General features: G+C 63.4%; 19 protein-coding genes. 5 read left to right on the forward strand and 14 right to left on the reverse strand.

The genetic code is table 11. The features are described from left to right. Nucleotides 1–110 precede the first annotated feature (110 nt). Nucleotides 111–7070: a neuraminidase-like domain-containing protein gene (locus ACIPZ8_RS05775; RefSeq protein ID WP_400720323.1), complete on the reverse strand. Its 6960-nt coding sequence runs from the start codon at nt 7068–7070 to the stop codon at nt 111–113. Between the two features lie 493 nt (nt 7071–7563). Between ACIPZ8_RS05775 and ACIPZ8_RS05780 the strand changes: the two genes are divergently transcribed. Then, nucleotides 7564–7863, forward strand: a complete 300-nt coding sequence (locus ACIPZ8_RS05780; protein WP_400720325.1) for a hypothetical protein — start codon at nt 7564–7566, stop codon at nt 7861–7863. A 35-nt stretch (nt 7864–7898) separates the two neighbouring features. On the opposite strand, the gene cycA is transcribed toward ACIPZ8_RS05780, so the two are convergent. From cycA to cbiE, 11 genes are all read right to left on the reverse strand, one after another. Then, complete coding sequence (cycA, locus tag ACIPZ8_RS05785; protein ID WP_400720327.1) at nt 7899–9305, reverse strand: D-serine/D-alanine/glycine transporter; 1407 nt, start codon at nt 9303–9305, stop codon at nt 7899–7901. Nucleotides 9306–9442: 137 nt separating this feature from the next. Next, nucleotides 9443–10810, reverse strand: a complete 1368-nt coding sequence (locus ACIPZ8_RS05790) for a PepSY-associated TM helix domain-containing protein (protein WP_400720329.1) — start codon at nt 10808–10810, stop codon at nt 9443–9445. Nucleotides 10811–10868: 58 nt separating this feature from the next. After that, nucleotides 10869–12926, reverse strand: coding sequence for a TonB-dependent copper receptor (locus ACIPZ8_RS05795; protein ID WP_400720331.1), 2058 nt, complete (start codon nt 12924–12926; stop codon nt 10869–10871). Between the two features lie 66 nt (nt 12927–12992). Continuing rightward, nucleotides 12993–13430 carry a DUF2946 domain-containing protein gene (locus ACIPZ8_RS05800; RefSeq protein WP_400720333.1) on the reverse strand — a complete coding sequence of 146 codons (438 nt, stop codon included), beginning with the start codon at nt 13428–13430 and terminating at the stop codon, nt 12993–12995. Nucleotides 13431–13455: 25 nt separating this feature from the next. Then, a complete protein-coding gene (locus ACIPZ8_RS05805; RefSeq protein WP_400720335.1) occupies nt 13456–13941 on the reverse strand; it encodes a copper chaperone PCu(A)C in 486 nt (161 codons plus the stop codon). 45 nt (nt 13942–13986) lie between these two features. After that, a complete protein-coding gene (locus ACIPZ8_RS05810) occupies nt 13987–14376 on the reverse strand; it encodes a DUF2946 domain-containing protein (RefSeq protein WP_400720337.1) in 390 nt (129 codons plus the stop codon). A gap of 120 nt (nt 14377–14496) precedes the next feature. After that, nucleotides 14497–15351, reverse strand: a complete 855-nt coding sequence (locus tag ACIPZ8_RS05815; RefSeq protein WP_400720339.1) for an SPFH domain-containing protein — start codon at nt 15349–15351, stop codon at nt 14497–14499. Nucleotides 15352–15378: 27 nt separating this feature from the next. Next, a complete protein-coding gene (locus tag ACIPZ8_RS05820) occupies nt 15379–15816 on the reverse strand; it encodes an NfeD family protein (protein WP_054887815.1) in 438 nt (145 codons plus the stop codon). A 61-nt stretch (nt 15817–15877) separates the two neighbouring features. Next, the gene (locus tag ACIPZ8_RS05825) at nt 15878–16612 is read right to left on the reverse strand and encodes a cobalt-precorrin-6A reductase (protein WP_400720341.1); all 735 of its coding nucleotides are present in this window, start codon (nt 16610–16612) and stop codon (nt 15878–15880) included. Next, nucleotides 16609–17703, reverse strand: a complete 1095-nt coding sequence (locus ACIPZ8_RS05830; RefSeq protein ID WP_400720343.1) for a cobalt-precorrin-5B (C(1))-methyltransferase — start codon at nt 17701–17703, stop codon at nt 16609–16611. The genes ACIPZ8_RS05825 and ACIPZ8_RS05830 overlap by 4 nt, the downstream gene beginning before the upstream one ends. Next, nucleotides 17696–18907: a precorrin-6y C5,15-methyltransferase (decarboxylating) subunit CbiE gene (gene cbiE / locus ACIPZ8_RS05835; RefSeq protein WP_400720345.1), complete on the reverse strand. Its 1212-nt coding sequence runs from the start codon at nt 18905–18907 to the stop codon at nt 17696–17698. Before cbiE ends, ACIPZ8_RS05830 begins: the two co-directional genes overlap by 8 nt. Before the next feature lie 113 nt (nt 18908–19020). On the opposite strand from cbiE, the gene cobG reads away from it, so the two are divergent. From cobG to cobJ, 4 genes are read left to right on the forward strand one after another with little or no spacing between them, the layout of a single operon-like run. Next, nucleotides 19021–20352, forward strand: coding sequence for a precorrin-3B synthase (cobG, locus tag ACIPZ8_RS05840; RefSeq protein WP_400720347.1), 1332 nt, complete (start codon nt 19021–19023; stop codon nt 20350–20352). Next, the gene (locus ACIPZ8_RS05845) at nt 20345–20971 is read left to right on the forward strand and encodes a precorrin-8X methylmutase (RefSeq protein WP_103445841.1); all 627 of its coding nucleotides are present in this window, start codon (nt 20345–20347) and stop codon (nt 20969–20971) included. The genes cobG and ACIPZ8_RS05845 overlap by 8 nt, the downstream gene beginning before the upstream one ends. Further along, on the forward strand, nt 20971–21699 hold the full coding sequence (locus tag ACIPZ8_RS05850; RefSeq protein ID WP_400720349.1) for a precorrin-2 C(20)-methyltransferase: 729 nt from the start codon (nt 20971–20973) through the stop codon (nt 21697–21699). Before ACIPZ8_RS05845 ends, ACIPZ8_RS05850 begins: the two co-directional genes overlap by 1 nt. Then, nucleotides 21687–23393, forward strand: a complete 1707-nt coding sequence (gene cobJ, locus ACIPZ8_RS05855; RefSeq protein ID WP_400720351.1) for a precorrin-3B C(17)-methyltransferase — start codon at nt 21687–21689, stop codon at nt 23391–23393. The genes ACIPZ8_RS05850 and cobJ overlap by 13 nt, the downstream gene beginning before the upstream one ends. A 9-nt stretch (nt 23394–23402) precedes the next feature. Here cobJ and ACIPZ8_RS05860 read toward each other — a convergent pair whose 3' ends face one another. Both ACIPZ8_RS05860 and ACIPZ8_RS05865 read right to left on the reverse strand, forming a co-directional pair. After that, nucleotides 23403–23999 carry a MarC family protein gene (locus ACIPZ8_RS05860; RefSeq protein ID WP_152956937.1) on the reverse strand — a complete coding sequence of 199 codons (597 nt, stop codon included), beginning with the start codon at nt 23997–23999 and terminating at the stop codon, nt 23403–23405. 74 nt (nt 24000–24073) lie between these two features. Further along, the gene (locus ACIPZ8_RS05865; RefSeq protein WP_400720353.1) at nt 24074–26851 is read right to left on the reverse strand and encodes a response regulator; all 2778 of its coding nucleotides are present in this window, start codon (nt 26849–26851) and stop codon (nt 24074–24076) included. Nucleotides 26852–26860: the final 9 nt, after the last annotated feature.

The raw sequence follows: 26860 nt of genomic DNA on the forward strand, positions 1-26860 counted from the left end.
GTAGAGGGGTTGTGCGAGTTATTAGGGCGTTTCTCAGGTCCAGGTTGGTGCCTGGGAGATTTGTGTGCACAGGATTGGGGCTGCAAAGCAGCCCCCGAGGCCATCAGCCGTTACGCATCGCCCTGTTGTGCTGTGGCAACCTCTTTCCTGATCTTGTCTATCTCCTTGATGAACTCGCCATCACCCGCCTTGGCCGTATAAACCATGTTGAACCGTATGTCCTCAATGATCGAAAGGTCCTTGAGCAGGCCCTCATCGCCCAATAGCTCCAGCGTCCACTGCGAGATCGCGCCGGTACCTTCGAACGGCAGATAACGGCCATCGTGGAACATCAATTCATACACCCAGGTACCGGCATCGTAGCCAAGCCCGTCTTCGGCCACGGTTGACGACAACGCAATCTGCTGGTTTTCGCGGGGGTTGCGCAGGACCAGTCTGGGATTATCTTTCGCGCGCTTCACCACGACTTCGTTCTCCTTGCCTGGATAGAACGAGCGAGCTGCATCCTTGTCAGGCTCAAGCAGCGTGGTACTGGCTGTTTGCTTGAGGATTGCACACAGCTCTTGCTCCTTTTTGTCTGCCTTGAGTACAAGCGTGACGGACACATATTTCAGTTGGCGGAGGTACTGACCCGGGTAACCTTTGTCGAAATCTTCTGCCTTGAATTCGAACGTGTGGGTCAGCGGGGTGGTGCGTTTAGTGTTCTTTTTGAAAATACCGGCCCACTTTTCTTCGGCCTTGGTTGCATCACTGTCCAGCTGGTTCTTGAGGCTGAACGACTTCTTGATAGTCAACCGCCGCTCGTTTCTGGCCAGGTATTCATTTTCCATCTGCTGCAGGTTCACCAGCAGCGATTCACCCACCAGCATGCCTTTGTAGTTGTCCCGCCAGGCGCTGGTATCGATGAAGCTGTCACGCCGGTAGTCACCGATTTCATAGCGCCAGGCGGCCTCTACCCCCATGCACAATGAGCGTACAGTGTCATAGGCTGCCCCGTAGATCTGCTCCTGGCGTGCCACCAGCCAGTTATAGACGGGGATGATGGTGAACCCGGTGGTCATGGACACGTAGGCTTCCTTCAGGTTGACCAGGTCCTGTCGGCACTGGTCAAGGGCAATGGTGCTGGCATTGAGTTCGATGTTGGTTTCGGCCAATTGTTGGTCAATGATTTTCAGGTCCCATTCGGCCTGGTTTTTTTCAAATGCCCACTCCGCCGCTCGGCGGTTGTAACTTGCCTGGATCGTCAGCTCGTCGGCGATCATTTTTGAAGCTTCAGCTGCGGCAGCTAAGGCTTGGGCGGTTCTGACCATGGGGGCTGCCGGTTTGTTGCCACCAATCGCCATGCCGTAAATGGTAGGCACCGCCGCCTCCAAACCGCCAGCTAGGAACTGGAAGGGAATACCCAAAAGCGTTGACGTATTGGCAATCCAGGTGAACGCGGTGGCTGCCTCTTCTTCCGGGGATCGGCCGACGTCGATGAGGTCGCTGAAATATGTTTTCTGCGCAGATACTTTATCACGGCTAATCAGCAGTACTTTTTTCTTCGCCTTTATGCTACTAACAGCCTCTTTTTGCAAGCGAATTGCAAATTCAGACATCTTGATATCCTGCGCTTTCAACTGCACCGACAGGCTGGTATTGAACTCTTCCTCCATCAAACTCATGTAATGCCGGCCGAAATCCGACAGTTGTTGCGCCGCTGCTTTGGCCAGGGGCAGTAGTTGACGGAAGCGGTAGTGCGGGATATCAGCCTGGCCACTGCGGTAAGGGATAGGCAGGTTGCTCACGCCTCCTCGCCCATTGTCGAAAGCGTCCAGGCTTTCGCTGCCCCAGTCCAGCGGTGGAAGCTTCTTGCCATCAAGGGTAAGCCCGTTGCGCAGGTTGTACAGGCGGCTTTGCAGGTTTTGGTGCAGGTCAAGCACCCGGCCATTGATTGGCCGGCGGAAGCTGCCTGTGTCGACCGAGGCCAAGGTCACAGCGTTCCAGCGCGAGGCATTGCTGCCTTGTGGCAGCGGGCCGAGCAACTGTTGCGCCTGCTGGTAGCACAGCCAGGCCTGGTTCAGTGAGCTGAGGGTGAGCTGACGGTAGAAATGGTCGCCCTGTAACTGCCAGTTTTCCAGCAGCGACAAGTAGATCGCTTGCTGGTAGTGACGCGAAAGGGTGAACACCCGGCTGATGGGGTCGACACCCTTGCGCAGGGAAGAACTCAAGGTGCCCACCTGGGCAAGCGGGCGGGTACCCCAAGGCGCGGGTCGGCCATGTGCGTCGGCTTTGGTCCGGTAAGGGTTGAACAGGTAACGCAGGTACCAGTCTTCGGCCTCTTCGAACTGTTGTTGTTCGGTCAGGCGCATGGCCACCAGGGCGGGTAAATGCAGGAACAGTTCTCGGAAATAAAGAGCATTTGCGCCGTGGAAGTCCATGTCGACAAGTGTGCCCGAATCTGATTCAAGGCTCGGTTCTTGCAGTTTCTGCGTGTCCCAGGCAAGTACCTGCTCGACCCCCTGGCTGGCGCGTGCGACGAGGTTCTTGCCGAACAGAGTATTGAGGCGGATCTTATTCGTTGGGAATTTAGGATCATGCTCTTCAACCTGGCTCAGGTCGAGATGCTGTGCCTGGTTTTCAGTGGATGCAAGGGAAACAGTCCAGGTCTCGTCAGCGGCGGTGTTGGACGCGATCTCGTATACTTCTTCGCAGATATCGGATTCTAGATGGTATTCTGAAGTGACGTATGAGTGTTTGTGATCGTGGTAATAGATCAGTATTGTAATTTCCTTGTATTCTTTTGCTTCAATTTCTTTTGTAAAGCCTAGGGGTGAGACTTTTGCCAAGAGGGTTTTTCTGAAAACTGGCTGGTTGTCTGCAAGAATTTCTGCAACAATATAGTCGGAGGTTCTTGAGGGTATTTGGAAACGGTCCTTGGTTATGTGGATTCTGATTATATCCTTGGCGGGAGAGTGAAATTCAACTTGAGTGTGAAATAATTTTTTTTGACCAGGTTCAGTCTTCGAGCTTTTAAGCTTAAGGTGTTTTGGGTTGCCGTTGTAAGGATGCTGGATGTCGTGCGCGTTTTTGTACGTTCTCAGGAGCGAAACATAAAGTGCCTTAGCGTCTGTATCATCTATTACCTTGTTCGCTAGCAACAGGAGGTCTCGCGCTTCAAGGTAGTAGTCGGTATTCCGCTTATGTTGCGTATTCTCTCCTTTTTCCAATTCCTTTTCACTATCATGCAATAGCGCAGTCAGTAATGGCTCATTAGCACTGGTTTCCTGAACCACCACGATCAAGCCAGGCATGAAGTTCACATCTTTTGCGCGTGTTTCATCCCATTTTCCGTCTTTATAGCCATCCAGGCAGAACAGCTCATTACCGGTACTCCAGGTCGCGTCGCTTTGTTGGAATATAAAATTCACCGACAGCTTGCGCTTGTTATGCAAGGTCTTGTTCTGGTTTTCGTGATCCGGCAGGTCAGTGCTGCCACGCTCTGCCCAGAACACATACCGACGACCAGCAATGACCACCGGGCGTACGGTGTCGTGAAGCTTGCCATTGCACTTGCTTTGGGCAATTTCACCCGTGGGCGCCAGCTCGATTTTCTCCCACTCGCTCCAGGCCAGCGGGCTTAGCCGGTTCTGATCGTCACGCAGGCTGATGTCCAGTGTTCGCCAGTAATACTCGTAGGGTGTGGTGTTGGTCTTGGCGATAAGGTGATAGGTGTCCTGCTTGGGGTTATGCCCATCCAGGTAGCCGCTGATCACTTGCAGGTTGCTGACCCGTTCGAACTTGGCCAGGTAGCTGCAGATGGCGGTGTGCAGCAGCGAGGTGTCCATCTTGCCCTGGTTGAGGGCCACCTCCAATTCCTGGAACGCCGCGCTCTTGTTGGTGCGGTTGGCGTAGTAGATGAGGTTGGCGGGGTGGTTGTAGCGGTCGATCAGGCGTTTCCACGTACCGTACTGCCCCAGCCCATTCTGCCATTCGGCCTGATCCTCGCCGGAAGGCCCGGCATCGCCATACCCCGGCTCAAGCCTCGCAAACAGCCGCGAAAGGTAGTGCTGCAGGCTGCCGATGGCCTGGTTCAGCAACGTGGTGGTGACCTCGCTGGCGACCTGGATATCTGTCAGGCAGTAACTCGACAGGTCATCGAAAGAGGCAACGTTGGGTTTCGCATCAGGCTCGGGCGGTGCCCAGTGTGATATCAGGTAGCCGGCCAGTGCGTCGCGCCAGTGTTCACGCATCTGTTTGTCGACTACTTCGCGCAGCGCGTCATCGGCGCTGGCCATCAGCAACTGGCTGGCACCCTCGAACTCCCGGTACGGCGAGGTTTCGTTAAGCTCGCTGAGGCTCAGCAGCGAGTTGCAGGCCAAGCCGGTTTTATCGCAAAGCAGCTTCAGTCTTAGGACATAGTCGATATCGCTGATTGTGCTGGGCACGCAGGGCGTGCCGACGACACGATTGACCGTGCCAGGCCGCTCAGCCAGAGCTTCCATGGTAATCGGGAAATAACCAAAACGGCCGTCCGTTTTGAATTCTTCCCACTCCGCTGCCCATAGCTCAGGTAAATACCCTTTCGTGTATTGCTCTTGCGTGACCAACAGCGGCCCAGGGTTCTGATTGGTAAACTCGATCAGTTTGTCCACATGACCTTGGAATGAAGTAGAGTAGCTATAGCCGCCTGTTCGGCGAACAACAAAATCCCTCAGACATATCTTAATCCCCCAATAGTGGTGACTAGACCGTTCTGCCTCAGATAGCGTTTCAAGATAGTCGTCATACGTAGGCCTTGTATCCTCCACCACCTCAGTTTCCATGATGTTCGGGCAGGCCTCTTCCACTTCGCTCTTATCCCACCCTACCAAGGTGCCCAATGCCTTGACCGCTTGGGCAACTTTTTCTGGAACGGTGGAGTGACGGTGCCTGGTCAGATAATCGATGACGTCACGCTCATCGGCGCCATTGGCTCTGCTCACCTCGACCCAATCCCGGAAGCGACTGAGTTGATAGCACAGGTCGAGGGTAATGGCCTCGTCCGGGGTCTTTTCCAGGTCGAACCATTCCGGCTTGTCACACAGTGCCCTTAGCACGCCGGGGCTTACACGCAGCAGGCCAACAAGAGCGCAGCGGCGCCCGGCTTTGGACCACACCAGGCTTGATTCCCACCGGTCATCGGCCGTGGCCTCGTTGTTCGGGTCGAGGATCGTTATCGCAGCCCTCAGCACCTGCGCTGCTGTCGTACCGGGCCAGCCCAATAGTGCCGTTATATACTGCTGGCTGAGGCCCGGCTGAGGCCGCTGGTTGCCAAAAATGAACATCAGCAAGCTTGCTGCCGCCTCTTGCTGTTCGCTTTCAGTAGCCTCGGGGAGCAGAGCTTTCCTGATGGCTTCGCCATGCTTCTGGACGGCGCTCAACAGCGAGCTGCCCACCGCCATCTCCGCTGTGGGTAATGGCGCCAAAGTCACCAGCAGAACACTGGGCAGGATCTGCTGTTGACGCAGCCACTGGTCAAGGTTGCCAAGCGCGACCAGGGTGTCGAGCACATCGCTGGCACCTGGGACATCACTGATCAGCGGCCTGCCTGCCAACTGGGCAAGCACATCGGTGCCGGTCGTTGCCAGCAGCCCAACCAAGGCGCTTGCTTCGCGGGCGGAGCGCTTGAACAGGCGATGCAAACGGCTGAGGCGATACAGCGCAGAAATCAACGACAGCGAGACGTTGTACGCCTCCAGCCCTTGCGCCTGCTTGACCTGCGCGAGGTACACCAAGGTTGCCTGCTCATCCACGCCCAAGGCCTTGGCCAGTGCTGGCACGACCTTGAACTGGCCGTCCTCGCCATCGGCCGGGTCGAATACGCGATCGTCGAGGATCAGTGGGTTGGGTGTGTCGAGCTGGCCGGCACCTGGGCCATCGAGTACCCGGTCGAGCATTGGTGCTTGCTCGCCAACCGCAAACGGGTTGATTTCACACACCAGGGCGGCGAACTGTTCGGCGCTTATGCCGTAGGCCTCGTTCAGGTAGCGGAAAACCCCCATGGCACGGATAGTGGATGGCGACAGGTGCCAGTTGTCGAACTGACCTTCGGCACGCAGGATTGACGTCAACAGCAGGTCGACGTCCTTGAAGGGCAGCGCCAGCGCCCGTTGCAGGTGGACCATCTGGTACATGCGCGACAGGCAGTCGTAATCCATCCAGTCAAACCGCGGTTTGATACCCGCCCCGGCCAAGGCATCCTTGATTGTGAGTGGCGTTTTTCGGCGCGCATTGATGTAGGCCGCGCCGTAATGGAATTTGTCCAGCACAGGCTTGCCGGTGGGGCGGTAGGCATTGGAGCTGCGCACCAGGCTGTAGCTGGCCGCAGCATTGTCATCGATCCCGGCCACGGCCAGCATTTCCAGTATCTGCTCGAAGCTCAGCCCGGTTCGGCGGCCGAATGTTTCGACATCGAGCAATGAAGCAATGGCCTTTTTGGCGTCGATATCGGCCATGCCGTACCACTGACGCCATCCGTCGCCTTTCGCGCGCAAGGGCTTTTCTTCCAGTAGCAACGCTTGCAGGGCGGGGCTGAAGCCGCTGGCGTTACGCATGACCTGGCGCAGCTCATCGCTGCGCAACCCTTCGTAGCAGAAGCTGGGGTAGCTGTATTGCGTCTGCTGCAGCAGTTCGAAAAGCGGGATTTTTTTGTGCGAGAGCACCGCCTTGGCTTGTTCTTGGGCATAGTTGAACGGCAGGTGGGCATGCTGGCCTGCGCTGGCCAGCACCTCGGGCAAGTAAGCCGCTGGCCCGGCACGGTCTTGAGCATGGTACGTGAGGGTGCGAATGGCCAAGGTCAGTGCGCTGACGGGGTGCTCCAGTTTGCCGGGATCGAGCAGCAGTGCGCCGATGTCCGGGCGCCGTTGCGCCAGTGTCAGGCGGCTGGTGCTCGTGCTGGCCGCCTCCATTTCCAAGGCCTTTTGGTAGAGGGCGTGCAGATAGGCGATGGGCCCGGTGTTCGATTCGGGCGCATCGGGGCTGCACGGGTTGGCCAACTGTTCGGGGAAGAGTTTGGCGTAGGTGTGGGCGGTAGCGGCTTGCTCGGTCATGCGGGCGTGCTCCCTGACGGGTGAGGATGGTCATTGCCATACATCGCGGTCTGGGCGTATTTGAGGGCGAAGGCCGGGGGCGTCACAACTGGCAAAAATATCAGGTCGAGACAGGACGAATGCCGCAACGCAGGTGCGGCACAGCTGAAGACTTTTGACACATAAGCGGCACTTGAGTACCGTGCCGTGCCGCAGTAGCTTCTGCGGTTCGGGATTGGCGTCCCGTTGTCAGAACCGGACACATCGCACTTGCGATAGTTGTGTCCTGCATGGTTGCACCCGTTATGGGCGGAGCCGTGTGTGGGAGCCTTCGGGCTCACCGGGCCTTCTGACCGGCACGCCAACCCGCACGGCTCCGTCCACCCATATTGGCGTGTGGGCACGGAGATACACTTCAGAAGGCCGCAAGGAAACGCACCATGCTCAAGAAGATCGTTCCAGATCCACCGTTCGTATGTGTTGAAGTCGCCACCTTTCATCGGGAGGTGTAGCCGTGAGCCAGGAATCGCTGGTCAACATCACGCCCCGCAAAGCCCGTCCAGTTACCGCCAGTTCCCACTTCGGCACCTGCAATCACGCCCACGCCCCAATAATCGCGGTGCGTGAGGGTGTCGATAGCGAGGATGCGCTGGTGTGTGCCGTGGCGGCGTTGAAGGCGGCGTACGAAACCAATGCCATGGCGCTGGAAAAGGCGGGGGAGCCGTTGCGAAACTTGCTGACGGCTACGGAAAACTCGCTGGAGAAAGGCCTGGCGCTGGCCGAGGCTGTACTAGAAGGAATGGAGCAAGGGTAATACCCTTGGGGGCTGCAAAGCAGCCCCCAAGGCCATCAGCCGTTACGCACGGCCGAGCGCGGATGACGGCGGCTACGCACGCCCTGATAGGTCACTGCCAGCAGCAAGAACCAGATAGGCGTGACGAGCAGCGCCGAACGCGTATCCGCCTCCAGGCTCAACAACACCAGGATGAAAGCAAAGAACACCAAACACACGTAGCACATGAAGCGCCCGCCCGGCATCTTGTAGGTCGACGCCTGGTGCAGCGCATCGCGGTGTTTGCGGTACTTCAGGTACGACAGCAGGATCAGCGTCCAGACGAACATGAACAGCACCGCCGACACCGTGGTCACCAGGGTGAACGCCTCGATCACGTTAGGCACCAGGTAGATCAGCACCGCACCCAGCAGCAGGCAGGTGCAGGAAAAGAACAGGCCGTTGGCCGGCACCGAGCGGCTCGACAGTTTCTCGAACGCCTTGGGCGCATCGCCTTCCTGGGACAGGCCGTAGAGCATGCGGCTGGTGGAGAACACGCCGCTGTTGGCCGACGAGGCCGCCGAGGTCAGCACCACGAAGTTGATGATGCTTGCCGCCGCCGGCAGGCCGGCCAGCACGAACAGTTCCACGAACGGGCTCTTGCCCGGCACTACGTCGCGCCATGGGGTCACCGCCATGATCGCGATCAGTGCCAGCACGTAGAACACGATGATCCGCACCGGGATCGAGTTGATCGCCCGCGGCAGGGTGCGCTCGGGGTTCTTCGCTTCAGCGGCGGTGGTGCCTACCAGCTCGATGCCGACGAACGCGAACACGGCGATCTGGAAGCCGGCAAAGAAGCCCATCAGGCCATTGGGAAACATGCCGCCGTCGTTCCACAGGTTGGCCAGCTGTGCGGTGCGCCCGCTGGGCGAGGTGAAGCCGGTGATGACCATGTACAGGCCGGTGGCGACCAGGCCGAGGATGGCGATGATCTTGATCAGGGCGAACCAGAACTCCATTTCGCCGAACATCTTCACCGTCACCAGGTTCAGCGACAGCAACAGGCCTACGCAAGTGAGTGCCGGTATCCACTGCGGCAGGTCGGGGAACCAGAACTGCGTGTAGGCGGCGATTGCGACCACGTCGGCGATGCCGGTGACCACCCAGCAGAACCAGTAGGTCCAGCCGGTGAAGTAGCCGGCCCAGGGGCCGAGCAGGTCGGCGGAGAAGTCGATGAACGACTTGTAGTTGAGGTTCGACAGCAGCAGTTCGCCCATGGCGCGCATGACGAAGAACAGCATGAAGCCGATGATCATGTAGACGAAGATGATCGACGGCCCCGCCAGGCTGATGGTCTTGCCCGAGCCCATGAACAGGCCGGTGCCGATGGCGCCGCCGATGGCGATCAGCTGGATGTGGCGGTTGGTCAGGTTGCGCTGCAGATGTTGGTCATCTGGTGTTGTGGGTGAAGGTTGCGTCATCAGGCTGCATTCCCTTGAGAGTCAGTCTTCTTGTCGGAGGTAGCCGAGTAGGCTAACACGCCCGTGCCAGATAGGGGCGCGACAGATCGACACGACTTTTGGGGTGCAACGGGGGCTGCAAAGCGCCCCCGGCGATCTCACGCGTTGGCCAGCACCCGGCGGCGCCTCACCACCAGGCTATCCACCACCCACATCACCACCATCGACACGCCCACTAACGGGAACATCAAGCCCAGCATCAGCATCACGCCCACCGCAGTCTTCCAGCGCGGCAGGTCATGGCGCAGCGGCGGCACCCCAAGCCCACCCTCGGGCCGGCGTTTCCACCACATCACCAGTCCGCTCACCGAACCCAGCAGGATCATCAGGCACACCAGCAGGATGATGATCTGGTTCAGCGCCCCGAACATCTTGCCTTCATGCAGCATCACGCCCAGTTCGGTCGCGCGGGCCACCGGGCTGTAATCCTGCCAGCGCACGTCCGCCAGCACCTTGCCGGTGTACTGGTCGACATGCAGGGTCGCGTCGTTGCGCGGGTCGTCGGCGAACACGGCGATGGTGTACACGCCTTCGGCAGTGGTCGGTGCGGTGATGCTGTAGCCCGGCTCGACCTGACGCGCCGTGGCGATGTCTTCCACTTGCTGCAGGCTCACCTGTGGCGCAGCCGGTGCACTGTCCATCATGTGATGCCCGGCATGTTCGGCATGCGCGCCGGATTGCGGCATCGGTGTGTTCTCCATCGCCCACGGCACGGTCTGACGGTGCGCGCTGTTCAGTTCGCGCGCTTGCTGGTCCGACTTGGGCACGTCATTCCACATGGCTGCCGGGAAGCGATTCCACAGGTCGGCGTACTGCTTGCCCCACATGCCGGTCCAGGTCATGCCGCTGACCAGCATCAGCAACAGCAGGGCCGAACCCCAGAACCCGGTCACCGCATGCAGGTCGCGCCAGAACAATCGACCTTTCGCCGCGAACCGTGGCCACAGCACGCCGGCACCGTTACGCCCGCGTGGCCACCAGAGATACAGGCCAGACACCACCAGCACGATGCCCCAGCCGGCGGCCAGCTCAACCAGGCGGTCACCGACCGTACCGACCATCAGTTCGCCGTGCAGGGCGCGGGCAATGGCCTGCAGGTTCTGCTTGCCGTCCTGCTCGCCAAGGATCTTGCCGCTGTACGGGTCGACGAACACGTTCAGCTCGCGGCCACCGTCATGTACCACGAACTGCGCGCTGCGCTCGGCATTGATCGGCGGCAGGTACTGGCCGACATGGCCTTTCGGGTAGGCCTGGCGCACTTCGGCCAGCAGTGTGTCGGCGCCCTGTCGATGATGGCCGGCCTCGACCACCATCAGGTCACGGTACAGCAGCGGGTCGAGCTGCGGCTTGAACAGGTAGATGATCCCGGTGAGCGCCAGCAGGATCATGAAAGGGGCGACGAACAGCCCCGCATAGAAGTGCCAACGCCAGGCCAGGTTGTAGAAGTTGATGCGTGTTCCGCTCATGGGAACCTCCTGTTTGACCAGCTGATGGGCGCGCCCGAAGCCGCGCCCGTTGTTGTTGTCAGAAGCTGAAATCGACCTTGGTCCAGAAGGTCCTGCCTGGCTCGTTCACCGGCTGTGGATCATTGGCCGGGTAGCCGAACCCGGCATTCCCGGCCAGGTTCAGGTGCTCGGCGTAGGCCTTGTCGAACAGGTTGTCGACCCCTGCGCTGAGCTTGAGGTTGTGGTTCACCTTGTAGGCGCCGTTGAGCGAGAACACGCCGAACCCGGCGCTCTTGTCGAAGTCCTTGCCGACCACGTTGCCCTGGTTCTCGGCGATACGGTTCTGCTCGGCCACCAGGCGCCACAGGGCACCGGCACTCCAGCTGTCGCGGCTGTAGGTCAGGCCCAGGCGGCTTTCCAGCGGCGGCATCTGCGGCAGTGCCTTGCCGTCGCTGCTGTTCTTGCCCCAGGCGTAGGCCAGGGTGGCATCGGCCTTCCAGCGCTCGGTGAGCTTGTAGGCCGCGCCCAGTTCGCCGCCCATGATGCGGGCATCGATGTTCTGGGCCTGGGAGGTGCTCATGCCCATCATCCCGGTGCGGTAGTCGAACAGGATGTAGTCGCGGATCTGCCCGACATAGCCCGAGGCCCAGGCTTCCAGGCGCTCGTCACGGTACTGGATGCCGAAGTCGAGCTGGGTGGTCTTCTCCGGCTTGATGCCGTCGAACGCGTTGACCGCGCCGGGTGGCGCCAGCTTGGGTGAGAACAGCTCCCAGTAGTCCGGGAAGCGCTGGGCGTGGCCGAGGCCGATGTAGGTGGTGGCGGGGATCGCCGCGAGGTCATGCTCGTAACGCACGAAGCCGCTGGGCAGTGTGTCGGCGCGGGTGTCGCCTTGGGTCGCGCTGCCCTGGCGGAAGTCCCGGGCCGAGGCACGGTCCAGGCGGGCGCCGGTGATCAGCCGGTCTTCGCCGGTGGCGTACCAGGTGAGCTCGCCGAAAGCACCATAGTTGTGGAAGTCGGCGTCCTTGGTCCAAGGCTGGCCTTTGTGCGCATCGACGCCCATGCCGCCGCGCTGGCGGTGTTCGTTGGTCTGCGCGTCGATGCCGCCAATCAGCTGCACATCGGCCCAGCGCCAGGTGGCCTTGAGGCGAGCGCCGAGCGTGCGGCGGTCGACGTTGCTGACCATGGGCATGCCCATCATGCCGGTGCCTGATGGCGTGCGCAGGCTGTAGTTGTCCATCACGTGGTCGGCGTAGTTGTAGTAGACCTGCGCCTCGACCTTGTCGAGTACCTCGCCGAGGTTGGACTTTTCGAAGCGCAGGCCCAGGCTCTCGCGCTTGAACTGCGCGCCGTCCATGCCACGGCCGGCATAGCGTGCCTCGCCGTCACCCTTGCCGGCGGTGAGTTCGAGCAGCGTGTCCTGGTCGGACGTCCTGCCCAGGGCCACGTCGCCGTTCCATTTCTCCCAGCGCGAAGGCACGGTGTTGCCGTTGCCATCCTCGTAATCGTCCGAGTGCGACTGGTTGCCGACGAAGCGCGCATAGCCCTGGCTGTTGCCGGCTGCAGCATCGAGCAGCTTGTCGAAGCGGCCATTGGAGCCGGCCAGCAGGCTGACGTTGACCCGGCTGCCGAGGGTGCCGAACTTTTCCGGCTCACGCTCGAAGAGGATGGTCCCCGCCGAGCCGCCTGGTCCCCAGATCACGCTTTGCGGGCCTTTGATCACGGTCAGGCGGTCGTAGGTTTCCGGTGCGATGTAGGAGGTCGGGGCATCCATGCGGTTGGGGCAGGCACCGAGCATCACGCCGCCGTTGGTGAGGATGTTCAGGCGCGAGCCGAACATGCCGCGCAGCACCGGGTCGCCATTGGTGCCACCGGCGCGGATGGCCGAAAAGCCAGGGATGGTCTTCAGGTAGTCGGCCCCATCGCTGGCCGGCACGGGTTGGCGCGGTTCCTTGGGGTTGGTGACCACGGTCAGCGGCGAACTTGGCGCAAGCGCGGTGATCACCGTCGGGCTCAGCTCGGCCTCAGGGCCTTCATGGCCAGGTTCGGCAGCCAGGGCCATGGGCGCGAGCAGCGAGCCGCACAGCGCGGCGAATGTCCCTCGCAGGGACGGGGCTAAAACAGGGGTGCAGCCGGACATAGTGATTCCAGTCGATCAGTCATGAGTGTGCGCGAAGCCTCCTGGCTCCGTGCGATAACGGTGGTGTCAGACGCTGATCGAAAGGGGCGGTGCGCGGCTGCGCGCACCGGGGAACACAGCCTGCCGGGCGTGGCCCTGGCGCGTGGGGGCCGGGATGAGGGTAGGGGGAGTTGTGCTGGCGACGCTGAGCGGGCTGAGGGTTTGCGGCAAGGCCGGGCAATTGAACAGCAGGCTGCAGTAGCCGCACTTTTCCCACATCACATGCAGTTGGCCATCGTTGCCGTGGCCATGATGGCTATCGCTACCGTGGGCGTGCTCGGCCGGCATGGACATCGACATGTCCATCGGCATGTTCATGCCGGCGTGGTGATCCATCGGCATCGACTGGGAAACCAGCGGGCCGATGAAGATCATCCACATGGCGAACAGGCTCAGCCAGCCGCCACCGACGCGCCTGCGTTCAGGGCGGGTGGTACGGCTGAGGCTGTTGCGCGGCAGGTTCATGGTGGCGAGCGCCTGTCAGCTGGCTTCAGTGCGCGTGTTCGTGAGCCTGGGGCTGGTCTGCCGGTGCCTGCTTCTGGACGGCAACGTCGACAGTGAGGTCCCCGGCCTTTTCGAAGTGCAGGGTCAGCGGGAAGCGCTTGCCGTCGGTAAGCAGGCTGCGGTCCTTGGGCTGCATCAGCATCACGTGGTAGGCGCTGGGGGCGAACACCAGGTCTTTGCCGGCGGGCACCGCCACGCTTTGCACCTGTTGCATCTTCATCGCGCCGCTGGCGCTCATGGCGTGCTCATGCAGCTGTGCGTCATCGCTGATCGGGCTGTCGACGCTGAGCAGGCGGTCATCGGCCTTGCCGTTGTTGTGCACGACGAAATAGGCGGCGACGTTGGGGGCGTTGGGCGGCAGTTGCAGCGACCACGGGTGAGCGATGTGCAGGTCGCCCACGGTGTATTCATGGGCGTTGGCGTAGGCGCCGGGCAGCAGCAGGGCAGCCAGTACAAGGGCTTGCTTGAGCATGGTGAGTCTCCGATCAGTGAGGTTCAGGCTGACAGCATGAAGAACTCAGACCGGTGGAGAGGCACGGGGATTGAGCGCGGGCCATAGCTGGCGCGGCGTGGGTTGGTAGTCGAGCAGCGGCGGTGTGTGCCCGGCCAGCAGCGTGGGCGGGTTGTGCAGTTGCGGCGGATAACCCGGCAGGGCCAGCAGCGGAGCGGCGCCCGAACAGCACCAGCAGTGCTGCATGTTGGAGTGCTGATCGCTTTGGGTGCCGAGGTCGATCTTGGCCAGAGCCTGGACATCGACCTTGGCCTTGCCAGCCACGCTGGAACAGAAAGCCCCCCACAGCAGCTGCTCAGCCGGGCCTTTGGGCGCGGCAGAAGACAGCGGCATGGCCAGCAGGTTGAACAGCACTGCAAGGCAGGCTATCCAGGCAATGTGCCGACGTGGGGGCATGGAGAGATCCGGTCAGGAATCGTGGGCGGTATTGTAAGGCGGAGTATAGGTAAAAATGGTGGGGTGCGGTGAAGTGACGCAGGCAGGGGTGGAAAGGGGCGCAAAGCACCCCCGGCATACTCAGGCCTTGTTGCGGCCCATCAGGCCGCGCACGGTTTCCTGCAGGTCCGCAGGCAGCACCACAACCTTGGCATTGTTGCTGCTGGCCAGGTTCTCCATGGCGCCCACATAACGCTCACCCAGCAGGTACATGGCCGGTACGGTCTCGTTGCCCACCGCTTCCTTGACCAGCGAAATGGCCCGCGCCGAGGCCTCGGCGAGGTTGATCTGCGCTTCGGCGTCCAGCTTGGCCGACTGCAAGCGTGCTTCGGCTTCGAGGATCGCCGCCTGCTTGGCACCTTCGGCGCGGGTCACGTCGGCTTTACGCTCACGCTCGGCGGCCGCCTGGCGTTCCATGGCCAGCTGCATGTTCTCCGACGGCTTGATGTCCTGGATCTCCACCGAGCGCACGGTCACACCCCAGTCTTCGGTCTGCTCGGACATCGCCTCACGCAGGCGCGCCTTGATCTGTTCGCGGCTCGACAGCGCCTCGTCCAGGTCCATGGCACCGACGATGGCGCGTAGCGAGGTCATGGTCAGGCTGGTGACGGCGAACGAGAAATTCTGCACGCCATAGGAAGCCTTCTGCGGGTCGACCACCTTGGCGAAGCACAGGGCGTTGGCGACGATCACCGCGTTGTCCTTGGTGATGATTTCCTGCTCCTGCACGTCGAGGATGATGTCCTTGGTCGGCAGGCGGTAGGCGACCACGTCCATGTACGGGATGACGATGTTCAGGCCCGGCTTGAGGGTGTTGTGGTAGCGGCCCAGGCGTTCGACGATCCATTCCTCGCCCTGGGGCACGATGCGCACGCCCTTGAACACGGTGATCAGGACGAACAGGGCGAGGGCGGCGACGACGATGAGACTGGTCATGATGCAAACTTCCTTTTGAATGCCGATTCAGGCCCGGACGACCCGGGCGGTATTGCCTTCGATGGCGACGAGCCGAACACGCTCGCCAGCGGGGATGTCGCCGTCGGCGACGCAGGTCCATTCCTCGTTGCCGAGCAGTGGCTTCTGGAAGCGCACGCGGCCTTTCTGGAATTGCGAGACGCTGCTGGTCAGCAGCCCGACTTCACCGATCACGCTGTCGGCGGTCCAGCGCACGTCCGGCTGCTTGCGCTTGAACAGCTTGAACCAGAGGAACGTGGTCACCGAGGAGAACAGCACCCACAGCAGCACCTGCATATCCAGCTGCAGGGCGGGGGCGGCGAGGGCGATGAGCGAGACCAGCACGGCACCGATGCCGAACCAGATGATGAAGAACGTGGGCAGGACCAGTTCGAGCAGGATCAGGCCGATACCGAAGACCAGCCAGATCCACCATTGCATTTCCATATGAGCTACGCCTTCCAGGGGGAAGCCGAAGTCTAAGGCAGTGGGGCGGCACAAGACCACTTCACGGGCGGACAGAAAAGTCTGAAAGTGCTGTAGTCAATTGAGCTGAGGATGTGAACTCCCGATCTACCACAGGTAACAAAGGGCGTTTCAGTATCAGCACCGGCACCCCGCGTTCCCGCGCCACGTCAAGCTTTGGTTCGGTCGCCACGCTGCCGCTGTTCTTGCTCACCAGCACATCGATGCGGCGCCGCTCGAACAATGCCCACTCGTCTTCGATCTGAAACGGCCCACGTGCGCCGATTACCTCACAGCGCTCATTGCCCGCGCAGGCTTCCAGCGCGCGCAAGGTCCAGAACTGCTCCGGCGGAATCTCCGCAAGATGCTGCAGCGGCTCGCGGCCTAGCGTGAACAGTGGTCGCTTGAACGGCTTGAGCGCTTCGATCAGGCCAGCCCAGTCCTCCACTTCGCGCCAGTCGTCCCCCGGCTGCGCCTGCCAGGCCGGGCGACGCAGGGCCCAGCAGGGGATACCGGCAACCTGTGCGGCGCTGGCGGCGTTTCGGCTGATCTGCGCGGCATAGGGGTGGGTGGCGTCTATCAGCAGGGTAATGCCGGCTTCACGCAGATAAGCGGCCAGGCCCTCAGCACCACCATAGCCGCCGACCCGCACCTGGCACGCGAGGTCCTGCGGCACGCGGCCGATGCCGGCCAGGCTGTAGACATGCTCGGGGCCGAGCTGGCGGGCGATGGCCAAGGCTTCGGTGACGCCGCCGAGCAGCAGGATGCGGCGGCTCATTGCACACCGGCCTTGCCGACGATGCCGCCCTGGCGGTCGATGGCAAACACTTCGACCTGCACCTGAGCCGGCACCACGCTGCGGGCGAAGGCCAGGGCATGGGCGCAGACCGCGTCGCCCAGGGCGATGCCGGCGGCATGCGCCAGGGCCAGGGCCTGCTGGCTGGTGTTGGCGGTAATGATGGCTGTTTGCAGCTGGGAGTCGGCGCCGATGTCCGCTGCCCAGCCGGCCAGCTGTGGCAGGTCGATGCTCGAATGGCGGCTGTGCAGGTCCATGTGCCCGGCAGCCAGCTTGCTGATCTTGCCGAAACCGCCGCACAGGGTCAGGCGTGGCACCGGCACTTTGCGCACGTGCTTGAGCACGGCGCCGACGAAGTCGCCCATTTCGATCAGGGCGATCTCGGGCAGGTTGTAGACCCGGCGCATGGTGTCTTCGCTGGCGTTGCCGGTGCAGGCAGCGATATGGGTGTAGCCGTTGGTGTGGGCGACGTCGATGCCCTGGTGGATCGAGGCGATGTACGCCGAGCAGGAGAAGGGCCGGACGATGCCACTGGTGCCGAGGATCGACAGCCCGCCGAGGATGCCCAGGCGCGGGTTCATGGTCTTCAGCGCCAGTGCCTCACCGCCTTGCACATTGACCGTGACCTCGAAGCCGCCCGGGTAGCCGCAGTCGTCGGCCAGCTGCTGCAAGTGCTCGCTGATCATCCGCCGTGGCACCGGATTGATCGCCGGTTCACCCACTGCCAGCACCAGGCCGGGGCGGGTGACGGTACCGACGCCCTGGCCCGCAACGAAGCGTATGCCCGGTTGCGCCTGCAAGCGGATCTGGCTGTAGAGCAGGGCGCCGTGGGTGACGTCAGGATCGTCGCCGGCATCTTTCAGCGTGCCCGCTTCGGCGCGCTCGCCGACCAGGCGGCAGAACTCCAGGCGCATCTGCACCACCTTGCCCTTGGGCAGGGTGATGCTCACCGCGTCGTTGCACTGGCCGGTCAGCAGCAGCCTGGCGGCGGCCAGGCTGGTCGCGGTGGCGCAGCTGCCGGTGGTCAGGCCGCTGCGCAGGGGCGCGGGTTGCTCACGGGTTTCTTCACGCATCGAGGGGTTTCACCACGTCGAGCAAGGTGATTGGCAGCGCCTGGCGCCAGGTGTCGAAGGCGCCCAACGGCTGGGCCTGGGCGACATGGATACGGGTCAGCTCGCCACCGTGCTGTTCACGGAAGTGCGCCAGGGCCAGTTCGCTTTGCAGGGTCACCGCATTGGCCACCAGCCGCCCACCGGGGCGCAAACGCTCCCAGCACAGGGGCAACACGCCTTCGCGGGTGACGCCGCCGCCAATGAAAATGGCATCCGGGCGTTCCAGATCGGCCAGGGCGTCGGGTGCCTTGCCGCGAACCAGCTGAAGGCCCGGCACGCCGAGCGCATCGCGGTTGTACTCGATGAAGCCCTGGCGACCTTCGTCGGCTTCGATGGCCAAGGTGCGGCAGGCCGGGTGGGCGCGCATCCATTCGATACCGATCGAACCGCAACCGGCGCCGACATCCCACAGCAATTCGCCGGGCTGCGGCGCCAGGCGCGCCAGGGTAATGGCGCGCACGTCGCGCTTGGTCAGCTGGCCGTCATGGCGGAAGGCGCTGTCTGGCAGCCCGGGCACACGCGCCAGGCGCACGGCATCCGGGCTGGCCAGGCACTCGATGGCGACCAGGTTGAGGGCGGCGATTTCACTGTGCGGCCAGTCATCGGCTGTGCCCAAGAGCTGCCGCTCGGACGCACCACCGAGGTGCTCCAGGGCGTGCAGGCGGCTGGGCCCGAAACCGCGCTCGCGCAGCAGTGCGGCGATGGCCGCCGGGCTATCGCCGTCGTTGCTCAGCACCAGCAGGCGCTGGCCGCTGTACAGATGGGCAGCGAGCGCCGCCAAGGGGCGAGCGACCACCGATACCACCTGCACGTCCTGCAGTGGCCAGCCGAGGCGGGCGGCGGCCAGGGCACAGGAAGAAGGCATCGGCAGCACCTGCATTTCCTCGGCCGCCACCTGCCGTGCCAGGCTGGCGCCGACGCCGTAGAACATCGGGTCACCGCTGGCCAGTACGCAGGTCGGTTCACCGCGCAGTGCCAGTACCGGGGCAAGGGAGAACGGGGTCGGCCAATCTTGCCGCTCGGCGCCGATGCAGCGCGGCAGCAGGGCCAGCTGGCGCGGGCTGCCGATGATCCGCGAGGCGCCCAGCAATGCGCGCCGGGCCTGTTTGCCCAGGCCGCTGAAGCCGTCTTCGCCGATGCCTACTACTGTCAGCCAGGGGGTCATTGATACCTCTTTTTCAGCTCAATCGCTGTTGACGCTCGACCACCGGCTTTTCATGCCGCCGGACAAAGCAGGCATAATACCGCGCCTTCTACACTCAAGCGCATTTTCAGCGATTGCCGGACGCCCCTTTGACGCCAGCCAACACCCCCGTAGCATCACCCCGTCCCTCGGCCTGCCCGGGGTTGTGGCGCATCGTCAGCGCCCGTGACGGTGGCATCTGCCGCATCAAGTTGCCCGGCGGCCTGCTGCTGGCCGACCAGGCCGAGGCGGTAGCGGCGGCAGCCGAGCGTTTCGCGGGTGGGGTGATCGAGGCCACCAACCGCGGCAATCTGCAGATCCGCGGTATCGGCAGCGATCATGCCGGGCTGGTCGAAAGCCTGCTGGCCGCCGGCCTCGGTCCGCGTGACGCAGCCAGCGATGACGTGCGCAACCTGATGCTCAGCCCGCTGGCCGGCCATGATCCGTCGATGCTGCTGGATGTACGCCCGCTGGCCGGTCAGATCCTCGACCTGCTGCAAGGTACGCCACGCTTCCATCAGTTGTCGGCCAAGTTCGCCGTGCAGCTCGATGGGGGGGAGGGCGTGGCGATGCTCGATCATCCTCACGACCTGTGGCTCTCGGCACTGCGCCTGGAACAGCGCGACTGGCTGGCATTTGGCCTGGCCAGCTGCCCGGCCGGTGGCCCGGTACGGGGTGCGGTGCCGCTGGAGCAGGGGCTGGCGCTGGTGCGCGCGGTACTCGATCGCTTCCTCGACCTGGCCAGCCCGGAGCAGTCGCGCATGCGCCAGCTGCTGCAAGATTGCCGGGTCGATGCCTTCATCGACGGCCTCGGCTTACAGGTCCGCCGCGACGCGGCCGTGCTTGACTGGCAGCGCGAAGCCGCGCAAAGCCCGTGGCTGGGTGCCGTGACACAACAGCAGGGCATGGCTTTGGGCGTCGCGCCGCCGCTGGGCCGCCTGTCACCGGCCATGTTGCGTGGTGCTGCCCGGGTGGCCCGCCAATGGGGTGACGGCAGCCTGCGCCTGAGCCCGTGGCAAAGCCTGATGCTGACCAACATCGCCGCAGCCGAGCTCGAACGAGCCCGCGTCGAGCTGACGGCACTGGGCCTGCTCTGCCAGGCCGATGAGCCCTTGGCGCGCCTGGTCGCCTGCACCGGTAGCAGTGGCTGCGCCAAGGCCCATGCCGAAACCAAAGCCGATGCCGTCGAGCTGGCGGCGCTGCTGGGCCGTGGCGCGCCCGGCAGTGTGCACCTGTCTGGCTGCCCCCGTTCCTGCGCCGTGGCCCATGTCGCCCCGGCCACCTTGCTGGCCCGTGCACCGGGCCGCTATGACCTGTATCTGCGTGACGCGCACCTGCCGGGCCTGGGTGCCCTGCGCGCCACCGACCTTACCTTGAATGAAGCAGGCGCCATGCTCGCCCTGCCGACGGAGCACCTTGATGATTGACTACATCCGCGATGGTCAGGAGATCTATCGCAATTCCTTCCGGATCATCCGCGAGGAAGCCCGGCTCGAGCGGATCCCCGCCGACCTGGAAAAGCTCGCCGTGCGTGTGATTCATGCCTGCGGCATGGTCGACGCCATCGACGGCCTGCAGTTCTCCGAAGGTGCCGGCCGCGCCGGTCGCGAGGCCCTGGCCAATGGCGCGCCGATTCTCTGCGACGCGCACATGGTTGCCGAAGGCATCACCCGCGCGCGCCTGCCCGCCAACAACCCGGTGATCTGCACCCTGCGCGACCCGAGCGTGCCAGGCCTGGCCAAGGACGCCGGCAATACCCGCTCCGCCGTGGCCCTGGAGCTGTGGCGCCCGCACCTGGAAGGCAGCGTGGTGGTGATCGGCAATGCCCCGACCGCGCTGTTCTACCTGTTGGAGATGATCGATGCCGGTGCGCCCAAGCCCGCCCTGATCCTCGGCTTTCCGGTCGGCTTCGTCGGCGCCGCCGAGTCCAAGGCGATGCTTGCCGCCGACAGCCGCGGCGTGCCGTTCGTGATCATGCAGGGCCGCCTGGGCGGCAGCGCGATGGCCGCTGCCGCAGTCAACGCCCTGGCCACGGAGGTGGAGTGATGGCGCGCGGACGACTGCTGGGCCTGGGCGTAGGCCCCGGCGACCCTGAGCTGATCACCGTCAAGGCGTTGCGCCTGCTGCGCGAGGCGCCGGTGGTGGCGTATTTCGTGGCCAAGGGCAAGCGCGGCAACGCCTTCGGCATCATCGAGGCGCACCTGCAGGCCGAGCAGACCCTGCTGCCGCTGGTGTACCCGGTGACCACCGAGGCACTGCCTGCGCCGTTGTCCTACGAGCAGGTGATCAGCGATTTCTACGATGAAGCGGCCGTACAGGTGGCCGAACACCTGGACGCCGGTCGCGATGTGGCAGTGATCTGCGAAGGTGACCCGTTCTTCTACGGCTCCTACATGTACCTGCACGACCGCCTGGCCCGGCAGCATGAGGCCGAGGTGGTCCCGGGCGTCTGTTCGATGCTCGGTGGCGCCTCGGTACTGGGCGCGCCACTGGTGTATCGCAACCAGAGCCTGTCGGTACTGTCGGGCGTGCTGCCCGCCGAAGAGCTCAAGCGCCGCCTGGCAGATGCCGATGCGGCGGTGATCATGAAGCTGGGCCGCAACTTCCCCAAGGTGCGTCAAGTGCTGGGCGAACTGGGCCTGGACGGGCGTGCGCTGTATGTCGAGCGGGCAACCATGGCCAACCAGAAGATCGTGCCGCTGGATGAGGTGGACCCGCAATCCTCGCCGTATTTCTCGCTGATCATCGTACCGGGGGAAAAATGGCAGGGCTGAACAGGCAACAGGCACCGGCCATCGTCATCCTTGGCGCCGGCAGCCTGGTCACGGCGCAGCGCATCCAGCAGCGTTATCCACAGGCGACCATCCACGGCCTGCGTGGCCGGGTCGAGGGCGCCGATCAGTATTACGACGGCTTTGGCGACACCCTGCGCGTGCTGTACCAGCAGGCCACGCCAATCATCGCCCTGTGCGCCGCCGGCATCGTCATCCGCAGCCTGGCCAGCCTGCTCGATGAAAAAGGTGCGGAGCCGCCAGTACTGGCCGTGGCCGAGGACGGTAGCGCGGTGGTGCCGCTGTTGGGCGGCCTGAGCGGGGTCAATGTCATGGCTCGCGAACTTGGCGAGGCACTGGGCGTGGCGGCTGCGATCACCACCAGTGGCGAGTTGCGCTTCGGCACCTGCCTGCTCAACCCGCCCGAGGGCTATGCCCTGGCGGACCTCGAGCAGGGCAAGCGCTTTGTCTCCGACCTGCTGGCTGGCGAAAGCGTGCGTGTCGAGGGCGATGCACCCTGGCTTGCGCAGGCGCAACTGCCGGCCAGTGCCACGGCCCTGCGCACCATCCGTGTTGGCTGTGAAGCGCGCGCGGCCAGCCGTGACGAGCTGCTGATCCACCCACGCTCCGTGGTGGTGGCGCTCGCGGCAGGCGGGCCCGGCCTGGCCGGGCAGGTGCGTGGCGCCTTGCGTGAGGCCGGCATTGCCGAGCCCTCGCTGGCTTGCCTGCTGGTCGCCGAGCAGGCGATGGCCGAGCCTTCCTTGCATGAGGCCGCAGCAGAGCTGGGCGTCGTGCTGCGCTTCGCGGCCATGAACGGCACGCTGGCCAGCATGGTGGCCGAGGCCATGCCCGAGGCTCGCCTGGTCGAACAGTCGGGCCTGGTCATCGCAGCGGCCCCACTGCCGGTCGACACGGTACGCCTGGGTCGCAAGCGTGGTCGCCTGGCAGTGATCGGCCTGGGCCCTGGTGCGGCCGAACTGATGGTGCCGGCGGTGAAAGCCGAGCTGGCGCGTGCCGAGGACATCCTCGGCTACGAGACCTACGTGCGCATGGCCGGGCCGTTCCGTGACGATCAGGTGCAGCACTGCACCGACAACCGTGAAGAGATGCAGCGTGCCCGCCATGCCTTCGAGCTGGCGGCCCAGGGGCGTTCGGTGGTGGTGGTGTCTTCGGGCGACCCGGGTGTGTTCGCCATGGCGGCGGCGGTGCTCGAAGCCCTGCATGAGTCCAGCGACCCTGCCTGGCACCGTGTCGACCTTCAGATCCTGCCCGGGGTATCGGCTTCGCTGGCAACCGCCGCGCAAGCCGGCGCGCCGTTGGGGCATGACTTCTGCGTCATGTCGCTGTCGGACAACCTCAAGCCTTGGTCGATCATCGAAAAGCGCCTGGACCTGGCGGCCCAGGCGGATCTGGTGCTGGCCTTCTACAACCCGATCTCCAGATCCAGGCCGCATCAGCTGGGTGTGGCGCTGGAGGTGGTGCGCCGGCATCGCGAAGGGAGCACGCCGGTAGTACTGGGCCGCGACATTGGTCGGCCAGGGCAGACGCTCAAGGTCGTCACCTTGGCAGAGCTGCAGCCCGATATGGTTGACATGCGCACCATGGTGCTCGTTGGCTCGTCCACCACCTGCACCTTTGCCCGCGCCGATGGCGGGCAATGGGCCTACACCCCGCGCTGGTACCCGGCCGCGCCCTGAGCCCGAGGGCTAGCCGACCAGGTAGCCCTTGATCCCGGTAAAGATGATCTGCGCCGCCAGGGCGCAGACGAACAGCCCCATCAAGCGGCTGACGATCTGCAGGCCCTGGTCACCAAGCAACTTTTCGATGCCGTGCGACAGGTACAGCACCAGGCCTACGGTGAAACTGGCCAGCGCGATACTGATGATAGCCAGCAGCTTGTCGTCCCAGTGCGGTTGGCCCACACCCATTACCAGCAAGGCGCCGATGGTGCCGGGGCCGACAGTGAGCGGGATGGTCAGCGGCACGATGGTCACGTCTTGCTGCACGTTGTCGGCCTGCACCGCCGGTTTGCCCTGGGCCATGCCCAGCGCCGAAATGAACAGCACGCTGCCGGCACCGATGCGGAAGGCGTCGGCGGTGATGCCGAAGATGCCGAAGATCACCCGGCCGAACAGATAGAGCAGCACGCTGGCCACCAGCGCGGCAAAGGCGACTTTCCAGGCCAGCTGCTTGCGCTCCTTGCTGGAGTGGCCACGGGTCAGGCTGATGAAGCACGACAGCACGAAGAACGGGCTATAGAGCACCAGCATCTTCAGGTAGACACTGAACAACTCGTGGAGCATGGGGTAGCCCCTGGCAGGGAAGGTGAGGAGAAGTGTATCAGCCGCCTTGCGGTTGTTCTCACTGGCCTCGGTGATCAGGACGTATGCGCAGGGTCAGCCTTGGCTTCGCGCTGATTGGCCCAGTACTGGATCAACTCGCGCAACTGCGACAGTTCCACCGGCTTGGCCATGTGCCCGTCCATGCCGGCCAGCCGCGCGCGTTCCTTGTGCTCTGCCAGTATATGCGCGGTCAGCGCCACCACCGGGGTGCGCTGGCGCTGGTGGGTGGTTTCCCAGGCGCGCAACTGCTGGGTCGCGGAGAAACCGTCCAGCACCGGCATCTCGCAGTCCATCAGCACCAGGTCGTAACGCTGTGCCTTCATCGCCTGCAAGGCCTCTTCACCATTGCTGGCGGTATCGGGCTCCAGGTTGAGCTTGCCGAGCATGCCGCGGATGACCTTGGTCGAGATGCTGTTGTCTTCGGCCACCAGCACACGGAAGTCGCTCGGCAGCTCAAGCGTGCCTGGCGCGCCGGGTAGCGGAGCCGGGATAGCCTGCTCGCGGCCGCGTTGGGCCAGTTCTTCGGCCAAGGTGGTCTTGAGCGTATAGCCGGCAACCGGCTTGGCGAGGATGCGCTTGACCCCGGCATTGCGCGCGATGACCTTGCTGGGCGCGTTGCTGATGCCGGTGAGCATCACCACCAGGATGTCGTGGTTCAGGCTCGGGTCTTCCTTGATCTTGGCCGCCAGCTGCATGCCGGTCATACCCGGCATGTTCTGGTCCAGCAACACGGCGTCGAAGTAGTCGCGCAGGTGCGCCTTGGTGCGCAGCAGGGCCAGCGCCTCCTTGCCGGACGGCACCGCGCTGACATTCATGCCCCAGGCGCTGCACTGTTGCACCAGGACTTTGCGGCAGGTGTCGTTGTCGTCCACCACCAGCACCCGGGCGTCGCGCAATGGGCCGTCCAGGTCTGCTGGTGGCTGCTCCAGGCGTGACGGGTCGAGCGGCAAGGTCAGCCACAGGGTATTGCCCATGCTGGTGCTGCTCTTGATGCCGAACTCGCCTTGCATCAGGCCGATCAGTTGCTTGGCGATGACCAGCCCGAGGTGGCCGCCAAGCTTGTTGCTGGAGAGGAAGTGGTGGCTGTGCAGCTCGGCCTGCAGCAAGGCTTCACGCTCGGCAGCTGGCAACGGTTCGCCACTGTCCTGCACGGCAATACGCAGGCGCGGGATTTCACCGCGCTGGTCCAGTGCCACCACCAGCAGGATCTCGCCCTGGGAGGTGTTCTTCAGGGCATTTTCCAGCAGGCTCGACAGCGCCTGGCGCAGGCGTGTCGGGTCACCACTGATGACCCGCGGCACCTGCGGCTGGGTGAAGCTGATCAGCTCGATGTTCTGCTGCTCGGCCTTGGCGCGGAAAATGTTCAGGCAGTCTTCGATCAGGGCGTTGAGGTCGAACTGCACGTCATCCAGTTCGATCTGCCGCGATTCGAGCTTGGAAATGTCGAGAATCTCGTTGATCAGCGTCAGCAACTCGTTGCCGGCGCTGTGGATGGTCTGCACATAGTCGCGCTGCTTGACCGACAGCGGCGTGCCGAGCAGCAGCTCGGTCATGCCCAGCACACCGTTCATGGGGGTGCGGATTTCGTGGCTGATCTTGGCCAGGAACTCGGCCTTGGCGTTGATCTCGGCATCACTGGCAGCCAGTGCGCGGCTGGCGCTGAAGCGTTCTTCGCTGATGCGCCGCAGGCGCTCGCTGACGGCCAGGTTGAGCAACAGGCCGCTGGCCACCGCCATGCCCAGGAGGATGCACAGCAGCCAGGGTGTCGAGGTGCGGGTCAGGCCGAGCAGGGCAGGCAGCAGCACCAGGCCGCCAAGGTTGAACACCAGCATGGCGATGCTGAACAGCCGTGCCGGCGCATAGCCCTTGTACCAGTGGTAGCTGCTGGCCAGCAGCATGGTCACGCTGCCCACGGCCAGCAAGGCATAGGTCATCAGGTTGAGCGGCAAGGTATCGACGAACAGCAGGATCAGCCCGCTGACCGCAGCGACCAGCATTTCGCCCTGTAGCAGGCGGTTGAGCCGCGGTGAGTTGCAGGGGGAGAAGAAATGCTGGGTGAAATAGAGCCCCGACAGCCCGGCCAGTACCAGGGTCAGGTAGGCGGCCGGGGTTTGTGCGCTGTGCCACAGATGCCACCACGGGCCGCTGAGGTTGAGCAGGATCAGGCCACTGAGCAGCATCAGCCCGTGATACAGGGCGAGGTACAGGGTGGTGCTGGAGCGGGTATAGATGAAGCGGATCAGGTTATGCAGGATGAGCATCACCAGGCCGCCGAACAGGATGCCGAACAGCAGCGGCTGGCTACGGTCGGAGGCGGCTACCGCTGCAGGCTCCAGGCTTATCGCCGGGCGCAGTTGGTGTTCCGAGACCAGGCGCAGGTAAATGTCCAGCGAGTGCTGACTGTTGGGCAAGGGTAATACGTGGTCGCTGCCGCGCAGGGTCGGGCTGCCATTAGCGTTGCCGGCCTGGCGGCCATGGTGCAGTTGGCGCAGCAGCCTGTCGCCATCGAGGGCGTACAGATCGAGGCGGGACAGGTCGGGGGCGAAGATGCGCAGCAGCTGCTCCTGGTCACCCGGTTCCAGGCGATAGTGCAACCACAGGGCCTGTTCGGCCGGTGCTGCATCGAGCTCGCCAAGGGTGATCGGGCTGAACTGGCTGCGATAGCGATCGGAGCGCACGTCGCTCAATTGCAGGTTGGCCTGTTCATCGAGCAGAACGGACCAGCCTCCGCCCTGTTCGGCCGAAGCCGGCAACAGGCAGAACAAGGTCAGCAAGCTGACGATCAGAGCTATGGCAATCCGAAGCCGACGCACTACGAGATC

This window comes from Pseudomonas sp. NPDC089422 (genome assembly GCF_044749405.1).
Taxonomy (GTDB): Bacteria; Pseudomonadota; Gammaproteobacteria; order Pseudomonadales; family Pseudomonadaceae; genus Aquipseudomonas.